The sequence below is a fragment of the Luteipulveratus flavus genome (assembly GCF_029439465.1).
Lineage (GTDB): Bacteria > Actinomycetota > Actinomycetes > Actinomycetales > Dermatophilaceae > Luteipulveratus > Luteipulveratus flavus.
Window position 1 is genome coordinate 60,386 of record NZ_JAROAV010000052.1, and the last position, 15,193, is coordinate 75,578.

Here is a 15,193-nt window from a genome sequence, read left to right on the forward strand (position 1 = left end):
AGGTTGCCGAAGAATCGGCGAGGAATGTCCAATCCGAAACGATCGGATCTTCAAAGATTTGTCCCCCTTGGACGAGCATCAAGGTATTCGTCCACTGCGAACGTGTCCAACCAACGGGAGGTGGCCAAACGGTTTCGCCGATAGTTTCGAGGGCTATTCAGCGAGGTCAGGAGCTATTACTCGGAAGTACCCGTGCTCGATGTGACCTCGGTCTCATGCACCGTCGAACGTCGGACGCCGGCCGATGAGGTGCATGAGGGTGCCGAGGCCGCGGTAGGGGTCCCGTCTCCCGAGCCGTTCCTCGACGTCGAGCAGCGCGGCCAGCTCGACCTGCGGCGGCAGGGGTTCGTCGACCGGGAACCGGTCGCTGGCGACGCGGACGCCGTACCACTCCTCCAACTGCAGGCCGTGGCGCTCGATGCTGCTCACCAGATCGGCGAGGCGGTCGGCACGTGCTCGGACCCCGAGCTCGTTCACGTAGGTCGCGTCCCGTCCGTCGTGCTCGGCCGCGTCCAGCTCGTCGAACCCGGCGAGGCTGCCCTCCCACTGAGCCCTCAGGGCCGGCCGCCACGGGATGGCCTCGGCGTTGCGGGTGACGAGCGACAGCAGGCCGCCCCGCGTCACGAGGGACGCGAGCTCGCGTACGGCAGGCTCGGAGGCCGGCAGGTACATGAGCACGCCGTGGCAGAGCACGGCCTCGAACGTGCGGCCTGCAAGGACCTGGTCGAGCGTGCCGAGGGCGGCGTCGTGGAGGGTCAGGCGAGCCCGGACCGACCCAGCGAGCGGTGCGACCGAGTCGCTGAAGGCGTCGCGCATCGCGGGATCGGGCTCGACGCAGGTCACCTCGTGCCCGAGCCGGGCGAGCCGGATCGCCTGGGTCCCCTGGCCCGCCCCCACGTCCAGGACGCGTGCTCGCTGCTCGAGGTGGGAGGCCAGCTGACGCGCGACCATCTCCTGGCGGACGACGTTGCGCACATTGCCGAGCCGCCGCAGCCACGGGTCGACACCGTCGGAGAACGAGCTCTGGTCGGAGCTGTCGTCCGACCCTTCGGTCACGACGCGAGCGAGCCGGCGGGCCGAGCCGCGTCCACGAACCGCTCACCGGCCAGGAGGGGTACCGCACTGCTGCTGTCGACGTCGGCGGCGGCGAGGACGTCGTCGCGGAAGCCCATCGCGAGGAGCTCCTGCCCGCTGGCGCAGTCCAGCAGCGCCGGGGTGAGGTCCCGCTTGATCGCGGTGTACGCGTGCACCGCGACCTGCGCCTCGGGGCTGAGCTCGGCGCGCAGGTGCGGCAGGAGCCCGAGCAGGGCCGACAGGACGGCGCCGCAGCCCCAGAGATCCTCGACGCTCGGGCGCAACGACCGGTCGGGCCACCGCTCCCCCGCGGCGACGAGCGCGAGGGTGGTCGTCGGCTCCGCCATCCGCGTGGCCAGCCACGTCGCCACGGCCGTCCGGTTGCGCAGCGCCGCCCCGACGACGGTCAGGCCTCGGTCCCGCAGGTGGGTGCTGATCGTCGACCCGTTGGGTGAGGGCAGCACCAGCCGGCGGAGCCCGGTGGCTGCGCGCAGGCTGGCCGGCGACAGGCTCACGGCGACCAGCGAGTCGGAGTCGCGCGCCTCGAACCGGCCGACGGCGTACGTCGCATCGCGGGCGGCCGCGTACTCGACCACGCCGTCGTCGCGCCATGCGTAGGGGTACACCTCGGCGCCCAGGTCGACCGCGACCGTCAGGGTGGTGGTGAAGCTGAGGACGTCACAGACGACCGCGATGTCGGCCGAACCGGCCACGGCCTGGGCCCCGCTGGTCCCCCAGTCGAGACGGATCCGGTGCCCCTGCTGCGTGTGCTCGCTCCCCATGGGCTCACTCTAGGTGAGCGAGGGCACGATCACTCGAACGGTGCCGGGTCCCCCGCGCCGACCCTGACGATCTCGGCGTCCCCCCCGGACATGTCGACCACCGTCGTCGGCTCGAGGCCGCACTCGCCGGAGTCGATCACCGCGTCGACCTGGTGCTCCAGGGTCTCCTTGATCTCCCACCCGTCGGTCAGCGGTTCCTCGTGGTCCGGGAGCAGGAGCGTGCTGGACAGGAGCGGTTCGCCGAGCTCCTCCAGGAGCGCGCACGCCACGGGGTGGTCGACGATCCGCACGCCGACGGTGCGCTTCTTGGGGTGCAGCAGACGGCGGGGCACCTCGGAGGTGGCCGGCAGGATGAAGGTGTACGACCCGGGCGTCGTCGCCTTGACCGCCCGGTACATCCAGTTGTCGAGCTGGACGAGCTGACCGAGCTGGGCGAAGTCGTGGCAGACCAGGGTGAAGTGGTGTCGCGCGTTCAGCCGCCGGATGCGCACGATGCGGTCCTTGCCCTCGGCGTTGCCGAGCCGACAGCCGAGGGCGAAGCAGGAGTCGGTGGGATAGGCGATCAGCCCGCCGTCGCGGATCAGGTCGGCGGCCTGGCGGATCAGCCGAGGCTGCGGATCCTGGGGATGCACGTCGAAGTAGCGGGCCATGGCGTCACCGTAAGAGGTGGACCGGGTGCGAGACCAGATCGGCTGCGACGCTGGGGGCATGAGCCTCGACCTGCAGCAGGCACTGCTCGCCACCCTGGACGGCACCTACCCGCAGGTCGACGGAGGGTGGGACCTGGTCCGACCGTGGCACCCGCACGTGGAGGCGGTCGTCGCGCTGACCGGGCACGCGTACGTCGCCGTTCGCGACGACCTGGTGGACCGGCTGCCGCGGGAGCGGCTGGACGGGTACGGCGGCGCGCACGACCCGCGGGTCCTCGCCGGTCTGGTCGGAGACGGCTGGGTGGACTGCCTCGACGCGCTGCTCCTGCACCCCGGCGGCGCGACGACCGAGATCGAGCTGGTCGCCCGGTCCGACCGGGCGCAGCATCCCAGAGCCGCGCTCGCGCAACGGGTTCGCCACGACGTCCGGGTGCTCGGCCGGGCGCGGGGCGACGGTCTGGTGACCGTCGGCCGCGGGATCGCCGGCCTGCCCGAGATCGGCGTCGAGACGGCCGACGGAGACGGCAGAGCTCTGATCACGGCGGCCGTCGCGAGCATCGGCGGCCCCGTCGCCGCAGCCGTGGCTCCCGGCAACGCTCGTGCCCTGCGAACCTTCCTCGCCGCCGGCTTCGTCCCTGTCGGGTCGGTCCAGCTCTTCGTGCGCTCGCCCGCTCAGTCCTGATGTGCCGCGGCTCGGCGGACGTGATCGACGTAGCCGGACAGCACCAAGGGCCAGTCGTTGAAGCGGTGCCGGTCGGTGGAGTTGTCGCGGTTCCACCCGGTGTGCCGGAAGCGCATCCGTGAGCCGGAGTCGTGGTCGGAGAACTCCACCCGGATGACACTGGGCACCCCGCTGCGGTGCGAGAGGTTGAAGCTGTGCTCGAGCGCGCCCGCCGGATCGAGGTGCCGGACCGTGCCCCAGTCCTCGGCATGTCCGCCGGTGTACCGCGCGAGCACCCGGCCGCCCACTCGGGGCTCGATGACCACGCGGTCGTACGCCGCCGGATCGTTGGTGTAGGTGCCGGGCCACCAGCGGCCGATGCGGTCCACGTACAGGTAGAACGCGCGGCGCGCAGGCACCGGCAGGTCGTACGACAGCACGACGTCATCAGCAGGCATGTCACCCTTCCTCCCTCAGGCGGCTCACAGTCTGCCGGGAGGCGCACCACCGCGCGCGAGCGCGTTTCCGGTTGTGGAAACGGGTCCCTCGCCGCTGCGGGATGTGGATACGGGGTCAGCCGGTGGCGACCGTGGTGGTGAGCTCGGTCGGCAGCATGACCGTGCGCGAGACGGTGCACAGGCGTTCGTGCGACTGCCGAGCCGCGTCGGGCAGCACGGTGCGGGCCTGGTCGCCGGCCTCACCCTGCGGGAACGTCACCTCGAAGGTCACGGTGATCGGGCCCATGTGGTTGCCCTGCTCGTCGCGCAGCTTCTCCCCCTCCGCCGTCACCCGGAAGGTGTCCGGCTCGCTGCGGCGGCTGGTGAGGATGTCGACGTCGATCGCGGAGCACCCGGCGATCGCGGTGAGCAGCAGCTCGACGGGAGTGAAGTCGTCGTCCGCGCCGCTGCCGAAGGACAGGGTGCCGCCACGGGTGTTCGTCGCCGTGAACCGCCCGGCGGAGTCGCGGGACAGGGAGATCGAACGGTGCGAGCTCTGGGTCGTCATGAGGCCACCCTGCCAGTAGCCTCCGAGAGTGTGAGCGCCGAACCGACCTTCCCCCAGGGCCGCCTCGTCCTGCTTCGCCACGGCGAGACGGAGTGGAGTAGGTCGGGCCAGCACACCGGCACCACCGACGTCCCCCTGACACCGGTCGGTGAGGAAGCCGCGCGCCAGACCGCCGCGCTGCTCACGGCGTACGACGTCGTGTCGGTGTACTGCTCGCCGATGACCCGCGCCCGGCGGACCGCCGAGCTGGCCGGGCTGCGTGACGTGCGCATCGACGACGACCTGCGCGAGTGGGACTACGGCGCCTACGAGGGGCTCACCACACCGCAGGTGCGCGAGCAGCTGGGCTACCAGTGGGAGATCTTCAGGTACGGCGTCGCCCCGGGGAAGACGCCCGGCGAGACCGTCGAGGACGTCGCCGCGCGCGCCAGCCACGTCCTGAACCGGGTGTGGCCGGACCTGCACCGCGGAGACGTCGTCCTGGTCGCCCACGGGCACCTGCTGCGCATCCTGACCACGGTCTGGTTGCGCGAGCAGCCCCGCTTCGGCGCCAAGATCTCGCTGGACGCCGGCTCGGTCAGCGTCCTGGGCGAGCACCACGGCGTCCCGACGATCGACGTCTGGAACCGCGTGACCTGAGGCGTTACGGCAGCGGCCAGGTGTGCACCGGCTCGTTGCTGTGCATGCCCTCGACGTAGCGCTCCAGCATCCCGCGCAGCGCAGTGGGCCGGTCCTTGCCCCGCTCCTCCAGCGCGTCGACGCAGGCGATCTGCCAGGACGCGCCGTTGCGCCCCTGCCGGCACCGGTCCTCCAGCACCCCGAGGAAGCGGTCGCGGACCTCGGGTGCGACGCCCCACCGGTCCAGCCCCTCGTGCGCCAGCGGGAGCAGGTGCCGCAGGACGAGCTCGTCCGTCGGCACCTCGCCGAACCCGGGCCAGTAGACCCGCGACTCGATGCCCCGGCGCGCGGCCTGCCGGAAGTTCTCCTCAGCGGCCGCGAAGCTCATCCGGGTCCAGATCGGGCGGTCGCTCTCGGCGAGCATCCGGACCACGCCGTAGTAGAACGCGGAGTTGGCGAGGCAGTCGATGATGGTCGGCCCGGCCGGCAGCACGCGGTTCTCGACGCGCAGGTGCGGACGACCGCCGACGATGTCGTAGATCGGGCGGTTCCAGCGGTAGACCGTGCCGTTGTGCAGGCGCAGCTCGGCCAGCTGCGGCGCCTCCCCCGCCTCCAGCAGCGCGACCGGGTCCTCGTCGCTGGTCTCCGGCAGCAGCGCCGGGTAGTAGCGCACGTTCTCCTCGAACAGGTCGAAGATCGAGGTGATCCAGCGCTCGCCGAACCAGACCCGGGGGCGGACGCCCTGGTTCTTCAGCTCCTCCGCGCGGGTGTCGGTCGCCTGCTGGAAGATCTCGACGCGGCTCTCGTGCCACAGCTGCTTGCCGAAGAAGTACGGCGAGTTCGCGCCGACCGCGAGCTGGATCGAGGAGAGCGCCTGCGCGGCGTTCCAGTGGGCGGCGAACTCCTGGGGCTGGACCTGCAGGTGCAGCTGCACCGAGGTGCACGCCGACTCCGGCGCGATCGAGTCGGCGTACGTCGCGAGCCCCTCGCCCGTGGGCCCCTCGAGGTCGATCCACAGGTCCTCGCCACGCGCGGCGAAGATCGCCTCGTTCAGCGCGGCGTACCGGGCGTTCGCACTCATCCACTCGGTCGTGAAGTGCTCGGGCATCAGCGTCGGGAGGATCCCGATCATCACGATGTGTGCACCGGTGCGGTTGGCCATGCTCTCGGCGCGGTTGAGGCTCCTGCGCAGGTCGTCCTCGAGCTCCAGCGCCGCCTTGCCCGGCAGCGGCCGGGGGTTGACGTTCAGCTCGATGTTGTACTGCCCGAGCTCGGTCTGGTAGTCCGGATCGGCGATCGTCTCCAGCACGTCGGCGTTGGTCATGGTCGGTTGGTACGCCGAGTCCACCAGGTTGAGCTCGATCTCCATCCCCGTGAGGGGCCGGTCGAACTCGAAGCTGCTGGTGGTCAGCATCCGCTCGAACACGTCGAGGTTCTGCCTGACCTTCTCGCGGTAGCGCTGGCGCTGCTCGCGTGTGTACGACGTACTGCTGACGTCCTCGCCCATGGCGCACACCCCATCACACGGCCGCCGCCGTGTCACTCGTTCGAGAGCACGCCGCGTGGCGTGCCCGTCCTTGTCGGTCGTTGCTCATAACCTGCCCGGCGTGCGCTTCGTTCACACCTCCGACTGGCATCTGGGACGGTCCTTCCACGGTGCGGGGCTGCTCGGTGCACAGGCGCGTTACCTCGACCACCTCGTCGAGCTCGTCCGGGCCGAGCGGGTCGATGCGGTGCTCGTCGCCGGCGACGTGTACGACCGGGCCCTGCCCGGTCCCGACACCGTCGCCCTGCTGGACGACGCGCTGGTCCGCCTGCAGGCCGCGGGTGTCCAGGTGATCGTCTCCAGCGGTAACCACGACTCCGCCACCCGGCTGGGGTTCGGCGCCCGCGTCATGGAGCCGTCCGGGGTGCACATCCGTACGACGCTGGCGTCGGTCGGCGTGCCCGTGACCGTCGGGGACACGCACGTCTACCCCATCCCGTTCCTCGAGCCGTCGCTCGTCGCCGAGGAGCTGGGCTGCGAGGAGACCACCCACGCGGCTGTGCTGCGGCGCGTGATGGAGCGGATCCGGATCGACGCGGCACGGCGACCCGGGCGGTCGGTGGCGATGGCGCACGCGTTCGTCACCGGGGCGACCACGTCGGACTCCGAGCGGGACATCAGCGTCGGTGGGATGGGCGCGGTCCCGGTCGAGGTGTTCGACGGCGTCGACCACGTCGCCCTCGGCCACCTCCACGGCGCCCAGCAGCCGCGCGACCACGTGCGCTACAGCGGCTCACCGGTCGCGATGTCGTTCAGCGAGACGGCCCACGTGAAGGGGTCCTGGCTGATCGACCTCAGCGGCGCAACGGCGTCGCACGAGTTCGTCGAAGCACCGGTCGAGCGCCCGCTGCGCCGGCTGCGCGGAGAGCTCGACGACCTGCTGAGCGCCGACGCCTACCGGGACGCCGAGGACGCCTGGTGCCAGGTCACGCTGACGGACGCGGTCCGTCCGCGGGGGGCCATGGACCGCGTCCGCTCGCGCTTCCCGCACACCCTGCAGCTGCTGTTCGACAGCCCGGGCTCGGGGGCGGACGTCCGCACCTACGCCGAGCGCACCCGCGGCCGGTCCGACCTCGACCTGTGCTGCGACTTCCTCGAGCACGTCCGCGAGGGTGTCCCCGCCACCGACCACGAGCGGGACGTCGTCCGCGACGGACTCGCCGCCGCGGGGCGGGCGCGGCGGCGCAAGGACGACGAGGGTCACGTCGCGGACGTCGGTCGGGGACGGAGCGGCGCGGCGTGAGGCTGCACCACCTGCGCATCGAGGCGTTCGGTCCCTTCCCTGGATCCGAGTCCATCGACTTCGACACCTTGTCCGGCCACGGCCTGCACCTCATCCATGGGCCGACCGGTGCCGGCAAGTCGACCATCCTCGACGCGATCTGCTTCGCGCTGTTCGGACAGGTGCCCGGCCTGCGCCGCGGGCACCGCGAGAGCCTGCGCAGCGACCACGCGGCCCCGGGCGCCGTACCCAAGGTCTCCCTGGAGGTCACGGTCGGCGGACGGCGCCTGCACATCGAACGCACGCCCGAGCACCTGGCCCCCAAGAAGCGCGGGGACGGCATGACGCGTCGCCAGGCCAAGGTCGTCCTGCAGGAACGCGTCGACGGCCGCTGGACGGCGGTCAGCACCCGGCTGGACGAGGTCGGGGACGCGGTCGAGCAGGCCCTCGGCATGGGCCTGGAGCAGTTCGCGCAGGTCGTCCTGCTGCCGCAGGGGCAGTTCGCCGCCTTCCTGCAGGCCAAGCCGGAGGACCGGGGCGCCGTGCTGCGCCGGCTGTTCGACGTGCAGCGCTTCGCCGACCTGGAGGACTGGGTGGCCGCACGCCGCCGCACGCTGACCGCCGCTGCGGTCGACGCGCGGCAACGGGTCCGGGAGGAGCTGCGTGTGCTGGAGTCGGTGCTGAGCGACCTGCCGCACCGCGACGAGGACGCCCCACCGTGGAGTGAGCTCGCGACCGACGCGCTGCCCGCCGCGCTGGAGCAGGAGCTGCGCCGGGCGTCCGCCGGTGCCGACGCGGCGATGGCGACAGCCGAGCGCGCGGAGTCCGACGCCGAGCGCGCCCGCGAGCAGCTGTCCGCCGCACGGCGGCTGCAGGCGTTGCAGGCGCAGGCGCTGAGTGCGCGGGCGGTGCTCGCCGACCACGACGCGCGCGCCGCGTGGGCGCAGGAGCACCAGCACGAGCTCACCCGTGCGCGGCGCGCCGCGGCGGTGGAGCCCAGCCGGCGGACGGCGGCACGGGCGGCTGACGAGCGCGATCGTGCGGATGTGGCCATGCAGGCCTCGGAGGAGTCGTTGCGGACAGTGGCTCCTCACCTGTCCTCGGACGACGACGGTCAGTGGGAGGCGCTGGCCGCGGCCGGTGAGCTCTTGCGCGCGGCCCGACCGGCCGCGCAGGAGGTCGAGGAGGCGCGCAGGCTGGCGACGTCCTCGGCCGACGCGGTACGACGTCTGGAGGCCGAGCGGGCGGAGATCGGTACGGAGCTCGCCAGGCTCCAGGAGATCCTGACCGGGCTCGAGCGGGAGCACGAGGTCCTGGCGGAGCAGGCAGTGACTGTCGACTCGGCGCGCCACCGTCGGTCCGCGGTCGAACGGGTGCACCTGGCGCGCGAGGCGTGGACCCAGGCCGGGTCGGCAGCCGAGCAGGCAGGTACGGCCGTCCGGGTGGCGGGCGGGCGTTTCGCGACCGCCGAGAAGGACGTGCTGCGGATGCGGTCGCTCCGGCTGGAGCACGTCGCGGCGAGCCTCGCCCTGGACCTGCGTCGCGGGCAGCCGTGCCCGGTGTGCGGTGCCGAGGAGCACCCCGCGCCCGCCTCGCTGCCCCTGATCGACCTGTCCGCGGAGACGATCGACGCGGCGGAGGCGGCGTCCGAGCTCGCCGGCGCAGCCTTGCGGGAGGCCACCGCCCGTCAGGCCGGTGCGGAGTCGGCGCTGACGGCGGCTCGGGAACGGCTGGAGCGCGACTGGCGGGAGCTCGGCGCCGACGACGACCTGCCGTCCGCAGCGCACGTCGCGCGGCTGCTCGAGGAGGCCTCGTCCGCGGTCGGGGCGGCGCAGCGGTCGGCCGCGGAGCTCGCCTCGATCATCGACCGGATCGCTACCGGGCAGCGCGCGCTGACCGGGACCGATGCGCGGCGTGAGCAGGTCGACCAGCAGGTCGCCGTACGACGCGCAGAGCACGATGCCGCCCTGGCTCGCCGGTCCGAGCTCGACCGGCGGCTGCGCGAGCTGCTGGACGAGCATGGTGGCTCGTGCCCTTGCGTACGGCACGCACCGGACCCCGCCGACGACGAGTCGGAGCCGTGGACCACCGGGCTGCGGGACGCCGAGGCCGCCCATGCCGCCGTCGTCCGCGCCGTCGAGCGGGCCCGCGCGGCGCGGACGACCGCCGATGCCCTGACGGCCGCAGCGGACCGGGCGCACGCGGACCTGACCGCTCTGGTCGACGAGCACGGCTTCGAGACGGTCGAGGACGCGCATCGGGCCTGGCGGGACCAGAGCCGCCGGGACACCCTGGAGGAGCAGCTGCGTCGGCATCACGCCGGACGTGAGCGTGCCCTGGCGGTGCTGGACCAGCCCGAGGTCCGTACGGCCGAGCAGCAGGAGCCGCCCGCGCTCGACGACCTCGGCGCCGCCACCGACACGGCCGTCGCCCGGGCTCGCGCCGCGCGGTCGGTGATGGCGACGTCCCAGCGAGCGGCCGGACGCCTGGGCGACGTGGCCCGCGACCTGCTCGACGCGATCCGGGCGGGTCAGCCGGTGGAGACCGAGCTGGAGTCGGTCGCCGCGCTCGCCGACACCATGAACGGCGGCGGCGACAACGTACGACGGATGCGGCTCTCCTCCTACGTCCTCGCCGCTCGGCTGGAGGAGGTCACCCGGCTGGCCAACGAGCGGCTCGGCACGATGACCGACGGGCGCTACGAGCTCGCGCACTCCGACGCCCGCGCCAAGGGCGGCCTGCGCAGCGGCCTCGGCCTCGTGGTCCACGACGCCTGGACCGGCCGGACCCGCGACACGGCCACATTGTCCGGTGGGGAGGCGTTCCTCGCCTCGCTCGCCCTGGCTCTCGGTCTCGGTGAGGCCGTCCGCCAGGAGTCCGGTGGCATCGAGCTGGAGACGCTGTTCGTCGACGAGGGGTTCGGCTCCCTGGACGAGCAGAGTCTGGAACAGGTGATGCAGGTGCTGGACACGCTGCGCGCCGGTGGCCGCAGCGTCGGGATCGTGAGCCACGTCGCCGAGCTGCGCCAGCGCGTACCCGCCCGGATCGCCGTGTCGAAGACGGAGTCCGGCTCGACGGTCTCGGTGCACGTCGGCGGCGAGTCGGCCGCGTGACCGCGGCTCGGTCCACGAGGCCCGCCCGCGGTCGTCCCTCGGACGGCAGCGACCCGCGCGACGACGGCTGTGCCAGGCTGACCACGTGCGCCAGATCCGTCAGTCCGACAAGCTGAAGAACGTCCGGTACGACGTCCGGGGGCCGATCCTCGTCGAGGCCCAGCGGCTCGAGGCCGAGGGCCACCGGGTCCTCAAGCTGAACATCGGCAACCCCGCTCCGTTCGGCTTCGAGGCACCCGACGCGATCGTCGCCGACATGGTCCATCACCTGCCGGACGCCCAGGGGTACTCCGACTCACAGGGCATCTACTCGGCCCGGACCGCCGTCGCGCAGTACTACCAGGGACGAGGCCTGCGCGACACGGCCGTCGACGACGTGTTCATCGGCAACGGCGTCTCCGAGCTCATCACGATGGTGCTGCAGGCGTTCGTGGACGACGGGAACGAGATCCTCGTCCCCGCGCCGGACTACCCGCTGTGGACCGGAGCGGTGACGCTGTCGGGTGGCACCCCGGTGCACTACCTGTGCGACGAGAGCAACGGCTGGCAGCCCGACCTGGAGGACATCGAGTCCAAGATCACCGCGGCCACCCAGGCGATCGTGATCATCAACCCGAACAACCCGACCGGCGCCGTCTACTCCGAGCAGCTGGTCCGCGACCTCGTGGACCTCGCACGACGGCACGACCTGGTCGTCTTCAGCGACGAGATCTACGAGAAGATCGTGTTCGACGAGCTCCAGCACCACCACACCGCGACCTTCGCGGGTGACGACGTGCTGTGCCTGACGTTCAGCGGTCTGTCGAAGGCGTACCGCGTGTGCGGCTACCGGGCCGGCTGGCTGATGATCTCCGGGCCGAAGCATCTGGCGGCCGACTTCCTTGAGGGCCTGACTCTGCTGGCCAACATGCGGATGTGCGCCAACGTGCCGGCTCAGCACGCCATCCAGACCGCGCTCGGCGGCTACCAGTCGATCGACGACCTCATCGTCCCCGGTGGTCGGTTCTACGAGCAGAGCATGACCGCGTACAAGCTGCTCAACGACATCCCCGGGGTGAGCTGCGTCCGGCCGCAGGGGGCGTTGTACTGCTTCCCCCGGCTGGACCCCGAGGTGTACGGCATCCGGGACGACGAGGAGTTCGTCCTCGGACTGCTGCGGTCCAAGAAGTTGCTGGTCACGCACGGCACCGGCTTCAACTGGCCCGAGCCCGACCACTTCCGGCTGGTGACCCTCCCGGACGTGGAGATGCTCACCGAGGCCATCGGCCGGATCGCCGAGCACCTCGCCACGCTGCGCACCTGAGTCCACGCGCTGGTCGGGCGCCGACGCGAGGAGGCCGGAGGCACCGATGGGTGCCTCCGGCCTCCTGCACGGTCAGCAGGTCATGACCGCCTCAGTCCTCGAACGCCTCAGGCGAGGGGCAGGAGCAGATCAGGTTGCGATCACCGAACGCGCCGTCGATCCGGCGCACCGGCGCCCAGTACTTGCGCAGCGGGTCCACCCCGGCGGGGTAGGCGGCCTCCGCGCGGGTGTACGGGTGGTCCCAGTCCTGCGTCAGCGACACCGCGGTGTGCGGGGCATGCCGCAGGACGCTGTCCGCGACCGGGACGGCACCGTCGGCCACGGCCTGGATCTCACCGCGGATCGCGATCATCGCCTCGCAGAAGCGGTCCAGCTCGTGCAAGTCCTCGCTCTCGGTGGGCTCGACCATGAGCGTGCCCGCCACCGGGAACGACATCGTCGGCGCGTGGAACCCGTAGTCGATGAGCCGCTTGGCGACGTCGTCGACGGTCACGCCGGTGTCCTTGGTGATGCCGCGCAGGTCCAGGATGCACTCGTGGGCGACCAGGCCGTTCTCGCCGGCGTAGAGCACCGGGAAGTGCTCGCGCAGCCGGGCGGCCACGTAGTTCGCCGACAGGATGGCCGTCTGCGTCGCCTCGGTGAGCCCGGCACCACCCATCAGACGCACGTACGCCCAGGAGATCGGCAGGATCGACGCCGACCCGAACGGAGCGGCCGAGATCGGGCCGACACCGGTGGCCGGACCGGCCTCGTCGGACAGCGGGTGGTTCGGCAGGTACGGGGCCAGGTGAGCCCGCACCGCGACCGGACCGACCCCCGGGCCGCCACCGCCGTGCGGGATGCAGAACGTCTTGTGCAGGTTCAGGTGGGAGACGTCGCCGCCGAACTCCCCGGGCTGCGCGAGCCCGACGAGCGCGTTGAGGTTCGCACCGTCGACGTACACCTGACCGCCGGCCTCGTGCACGAGCGAGCAGAGCTCGGTGATCGTGTCCTCGAAGACGCCGTGCGTCGAGGGGTAGGTCACCATGATCGCGGCGAGGCTCTCGCCGTGCTCCTTCAGCTTCTGCTTCAGGTCCTCCAGGTCGACCTCACCGGTCGGCGCGGTCTTGACGACGACGACCTTCAGACCGGCCATGACCGCGCTGGCGGCGTTCGTGCCGTGCGCGGACGCGGGGATCAGGCAGATGTTGCGGTGTGCCTCGCCGTTCGCCTGGTGGTAGGCGTGGATCGCGAGCAGACCGGCGAACTCACCCTGCGAGCCGGCGTTCGGCTGCAGTGACACCGAGTCGTAGCCGGTGATCTTGCACAGCCAGCCCTCCAGGTCGCTGATCAGCTCGCGGATGCCGACGGTCTGGTCGGCCGGCGCGAACGGGTGCAGGTTCGCGAACTCCGGCCAGGTGATCGACTCCATCTCGGTGGTGGCGTTGAGCTTCATCGTGCACGAGCCGAGCGGGATCATGCCGCGGTCGAGCGCGTAGTCACGGTCGGACAGCGCCCGCAGGTAGCGCAGCATGGACGTCTCGCTGCGGTGGGCGTGGAACACCGGGTGGGTGAGGAACTCCCCCGTACGACGCAGCACGGTCGGCCAGTTCGGCTCACCGTCGCCCAGGGTCGGGATGTTCACGCCGAACGCCGAGGCGACGGCGTGCAGGTCCTCGGCGGTCGTCGTCTCGTCGACGCTCAGCGACACGTGGTCGGCATCGACCCGGAAGATGTTGACCCCGTGCGCGACGGCGGCCTCGACCACGGCGTCCGCACGGCCGGGCACCACGGCCGTCAGGGTGTCGAAGAAATGGTCGGCCGTCGTCTCGACACCGGCAGCGTGCAGCGAGTCCGCCAGAGCGACCGCCTTGGCGTGCGTCGCCCGGGCGATCCGGGTCAGGCCGTCCGGGCCGTGCCACACGGCGTACATGGAGGCCATCACGGCCAGCAGCACCTGGGCGGTGCAGATGTTCGAGGTCGCCTTCTCCCGCCGGATGTGCTGCTCGCGGGTCTGCAGCGCCAGGCGGTACGCCGGCGCCCCGTCCGCGTCGACGCTGACGCCCACCAGTCGGCCCGGCATGGTGCGCTCCAGGCCGGAGCGCACGCTCATGTAGCCGGCGTGCGGGCCGCCGAAGCCCATGGGCACGCCGAAGCGCTGGGTGGTGCCGACGGCGATGTCGGCGCCCCACTCGGCGGGCGGGGTGAGCATGGTCAGCGCCAGCAGGTCCGCAGCGGCGGTCACCAGAGCACCACCCTCGTGCGCAGCATCCGCGAGGCCTCGCCAGTCGCGGATCGAGCCGTCGGCGCCCGGGTACTGCACCACGACACCGAAGACGTCGCGGTCGCCGGCCAGCGCGCGCAGCGCGGCGGCGTCCGACACGGTCGTCAGGTCGGCCACGACCACCTCGATGCCGAGCGGCACGGCGCGCGTGCGGGTCACGGCGATCGACTGCGGCATCAGCTGGGCGTCCAGCACCAGGACGGCGTCCTTGGCGACCTTGCTGCCGCGGCGCATCAGCGTCATGGCCTCGGCCACCGCGGTCGACTCGTCCAGCAGGGAGGCGCCGGCGGTCGCCAGACCGGTCAGGTCGCTGACCACGGTCTGGAAGTTGAGCAGGGCCTCGAGACGGCCCTGAGAAATCTCCGGCTGGTACGGCGTGTACGCGGTGTACCAGGCGGGGTTCTCCAGGATGTTGCGCCGCACGACCGCCGGGGTGTGCGTGCCGTAGTAGCCCAGGCCGATCATCGAGGTCAGCACCGTGTTGCGCGAGGCCTTGTCGCGCAGCTCGCGGATGACCGCGGGCTCGGACTCGGCTGCCTCCAGGCCGAGCGCGGCGCCCGCGCGGATGACGCTGGGGATCGCCTGGTCGAGCAGGCTCTCCAGGCTGCTCTGGCCGACGACCTTGAGCATGGCGGCGACGTCGTCATCGGCGGGGCCGATGTGACGGGCGACGAAGTCAGGGTGCTGGGGCTGCGGCACGTGGCTCATGACACTCCCGGTGGTGAGGCGGCCACCCGGACCTGCTGGCCGGGTGGGTGCGTCTCCCCCTCTGTCACGTACGTGAACGCTTCAGAGATGCCTGATCCGGGCGGTCCTGGCGCCTGAGAGGTTCCGGGGAGTTTGCTCCTTCGGCGCCCCATCGTCGCTGATGAGGACTCTCCCGTCCGGTGTGTTCGGCGCCACCAATCTACCAGTGAGCGACCAGGTGGGCTCGCGCGACGGCGAGCCCACACCGC

12 protein-coding genes and 1 riboswitch are annotated in these 15,193 nt (G+C 71.8%); of the genes, 5 read left to right on the forward strand and 7 right to left on the reverse strand.

Features of this window, described 5'->3' with window-relative positions; genetic code table 11:
• Positions 1-213: 213 nt before the first annotated feature.
• The 3 genes from P4R38_RS18455 to P4R38_RS18465 are packed head-to-tail and all read right to left on the reverse strand — an operon-like array spanning position 214 to position 2,506.
• Complete coding sequence (locus P4R38_RS18455; RefSeq protein ID WP_277193439.1) at positions 214-1,056, reverse strand: class I SAM-dependent methyltransferase; 843 nt, start codon at positions 1,054-1,056, stop codon at positions 214-216.
• Positions 1,053-1,856, reverse strand: a complete 804-nt coding sequence (locus P4R38_RS18460; protein ID WP_277193440.1) for a 2-phosphosulfolactate phosphatase — start codon at positions 1,854-1,856, stop codon at positions 1,053-1,055. Before P4R38_RS18460 ends, P4R38_RS18455 begins: the two co-directional genes overlap by 4 nt.
• 29 nt (positions 1,857-1,885) lie before the next feature.
• The gene (locus P4R38_RS18465; RefSeq protein ID WP_277193441.1) at positions 1,886-2,506 is read right to left on the reverse strand and encodes an L-threonylcarbamoyladenylate synthase; all 621 of its coding nucleotides are present in this window, start codon (positions 2,504-2,506) and stop codon (positions 1,886-1,888) included.
• A 58-nt stretch (positions 2,507-2,564) separates the two neighbouring features.
• On the opposite strand from P4R38_RS18465, the gene P4R38_RS18470 reads away from it, so the two are divergent.
• Positions 2,565-3,188 carry an N-acetyltransferase gene (locus tag P4R38_RS18470; RefSeq protein ID WP_277193442.1) on the forward strand — a complete coding sequence of 208 codons (624 nt, stop codon included), beginning with the start codon at positions 2,565-2,567 and terminating at the stop codon, positions 3,186-3,188.
• Here P4R38_RS18470 and P4R38_RS18475 read toward each other — a convergent pair.
• Positions 3,179-3,625 carry an SRPBCC domain-containing protein gene (locus P4R38_RS18475; RefSeq protein ID WP_275240123.1) on the reverse strand — a complete coding sequence of 149 codons (447 nt, stop codon included), beginning with the start codon at positions 3,623-3,625 and terminating at the stop codon, positions 3,179-3,181. The genes P4R38_RS18470 and P4R38_RS18475 overlap by 10 nt on opposite strands.
• A gap of 115 nt (positions 3,626-3,740) precedes the next feature.
• On the reverse strand, positions 3,741-4,172 hold the full coding sequence (locus P4R38_RS18480) for an OsmC family protein (RefSeq protein WP_275240121.1): 432 nt from the start codon (positions 4,170-4,172) through the stop codon (positions 3,741-3,743).
• Between the two features lie 30 nt (positions 4,173-4,202).
• Here P4R38_RS18480 and P4R38_RS18485 point away from each other — a divergent pair, with 30 nt between their 5' ends.
• Positions 4,203-4,811: a histidine phosphatase family protein gene (locus P4R38_RS18485; RefSeq protein ID WP_275240119.1), complete on the forward strand. Its 609-nt coding sequence runs from the start codon at positions 4,203-4,205 to the stop codon at positions 4,809-4,811.
• A 4-nt stretch (positions 4,812-4,815) separates the two neighbouring features.
• Here the strand turns inward: P4R38_RS18485 and P4R38_RS18490 are convergent, their stop codons facing one another.
• A complete protein-coding gene (locus P4R38_RS18490; RefSeq protein ID WP_277193443.1) occupies positions 4,816-6,297 on the reverse strand; it encodes a glutamate-cysteine ligase family protein in 1,482 nt (493 codons plus the stop codon).
• Positions 6,298-6,397: 100 nt separating this feature from the next.
• Here P4R38_RS18490 and P4R38_RS18495 point away from each other — a divergent pair, with 100 nt between their 5' ends.
• From P4R38_RS18495 to P4R38_RS18505, 3 genes are all read left to right on the forward strand, one after another.
• Entirely contained in the window at positions 6,398-7,579 is a 1,182-nt protein-coding gene (locus P4R38_RS18495; RefSeq protein WP_277193444.1) for an exonuclease SbcCD subunit D, read from the forward strand.
• On the forward strand, positions 7,576-10,671 hold the full coding sequence (locus P4R38_RS18500; protein ID WP_277193445.1) for an AAA family ATPase: 3,096 nt from the start codon (positions 7,576-7,578) through the stop codon (positions 10,669-10,671). The genes P4R38_RS18495 and P4R38_RS18500 overlap by 4 nt, the downstream gene beginning before the upstream one ends.
• Positions 10,672-10,756: 85 nt before the next feature.
• On the forward strand, positions 10,757-11,974 hold the full coding sequence (locus P4R38_RS18505) for a pyridoxal phosphate-dependent aminotransferase (RefSeq protein ID WP_277193446.1): 1,218 nt from the start codon (positions 10,757-10,759) through the stop codon (positions 11,972-11,974).
• Positions 11,975-12,065: 91 nt separating this feature from the next.
• Here the strand turns inward: P4R38_RS18505 and gcvP are convergent, their stop codons facing one another.
• The gene (gcvP, locus tag P4R38_RS18510) at positions 12,066-14,945 is read right to left on the reverse strand and encodes an aminomethyl-transferring glycine dehydrogenase (protein WP_277193447.1); all 2,880 of its coding nucleotides are present in this window, start codon (positions 14,943-14,945) and stop codon (positions 12,066-12,068) included.
• Between the two features lie 91 nt (positions 14,946-15,036).
• A riboswitch (glycine riboswitch) is annotated at positions 15,037-15,130 on the reverse strand.
• Positions 15,131-15,193: the final 63 nt, after the last annotated feature.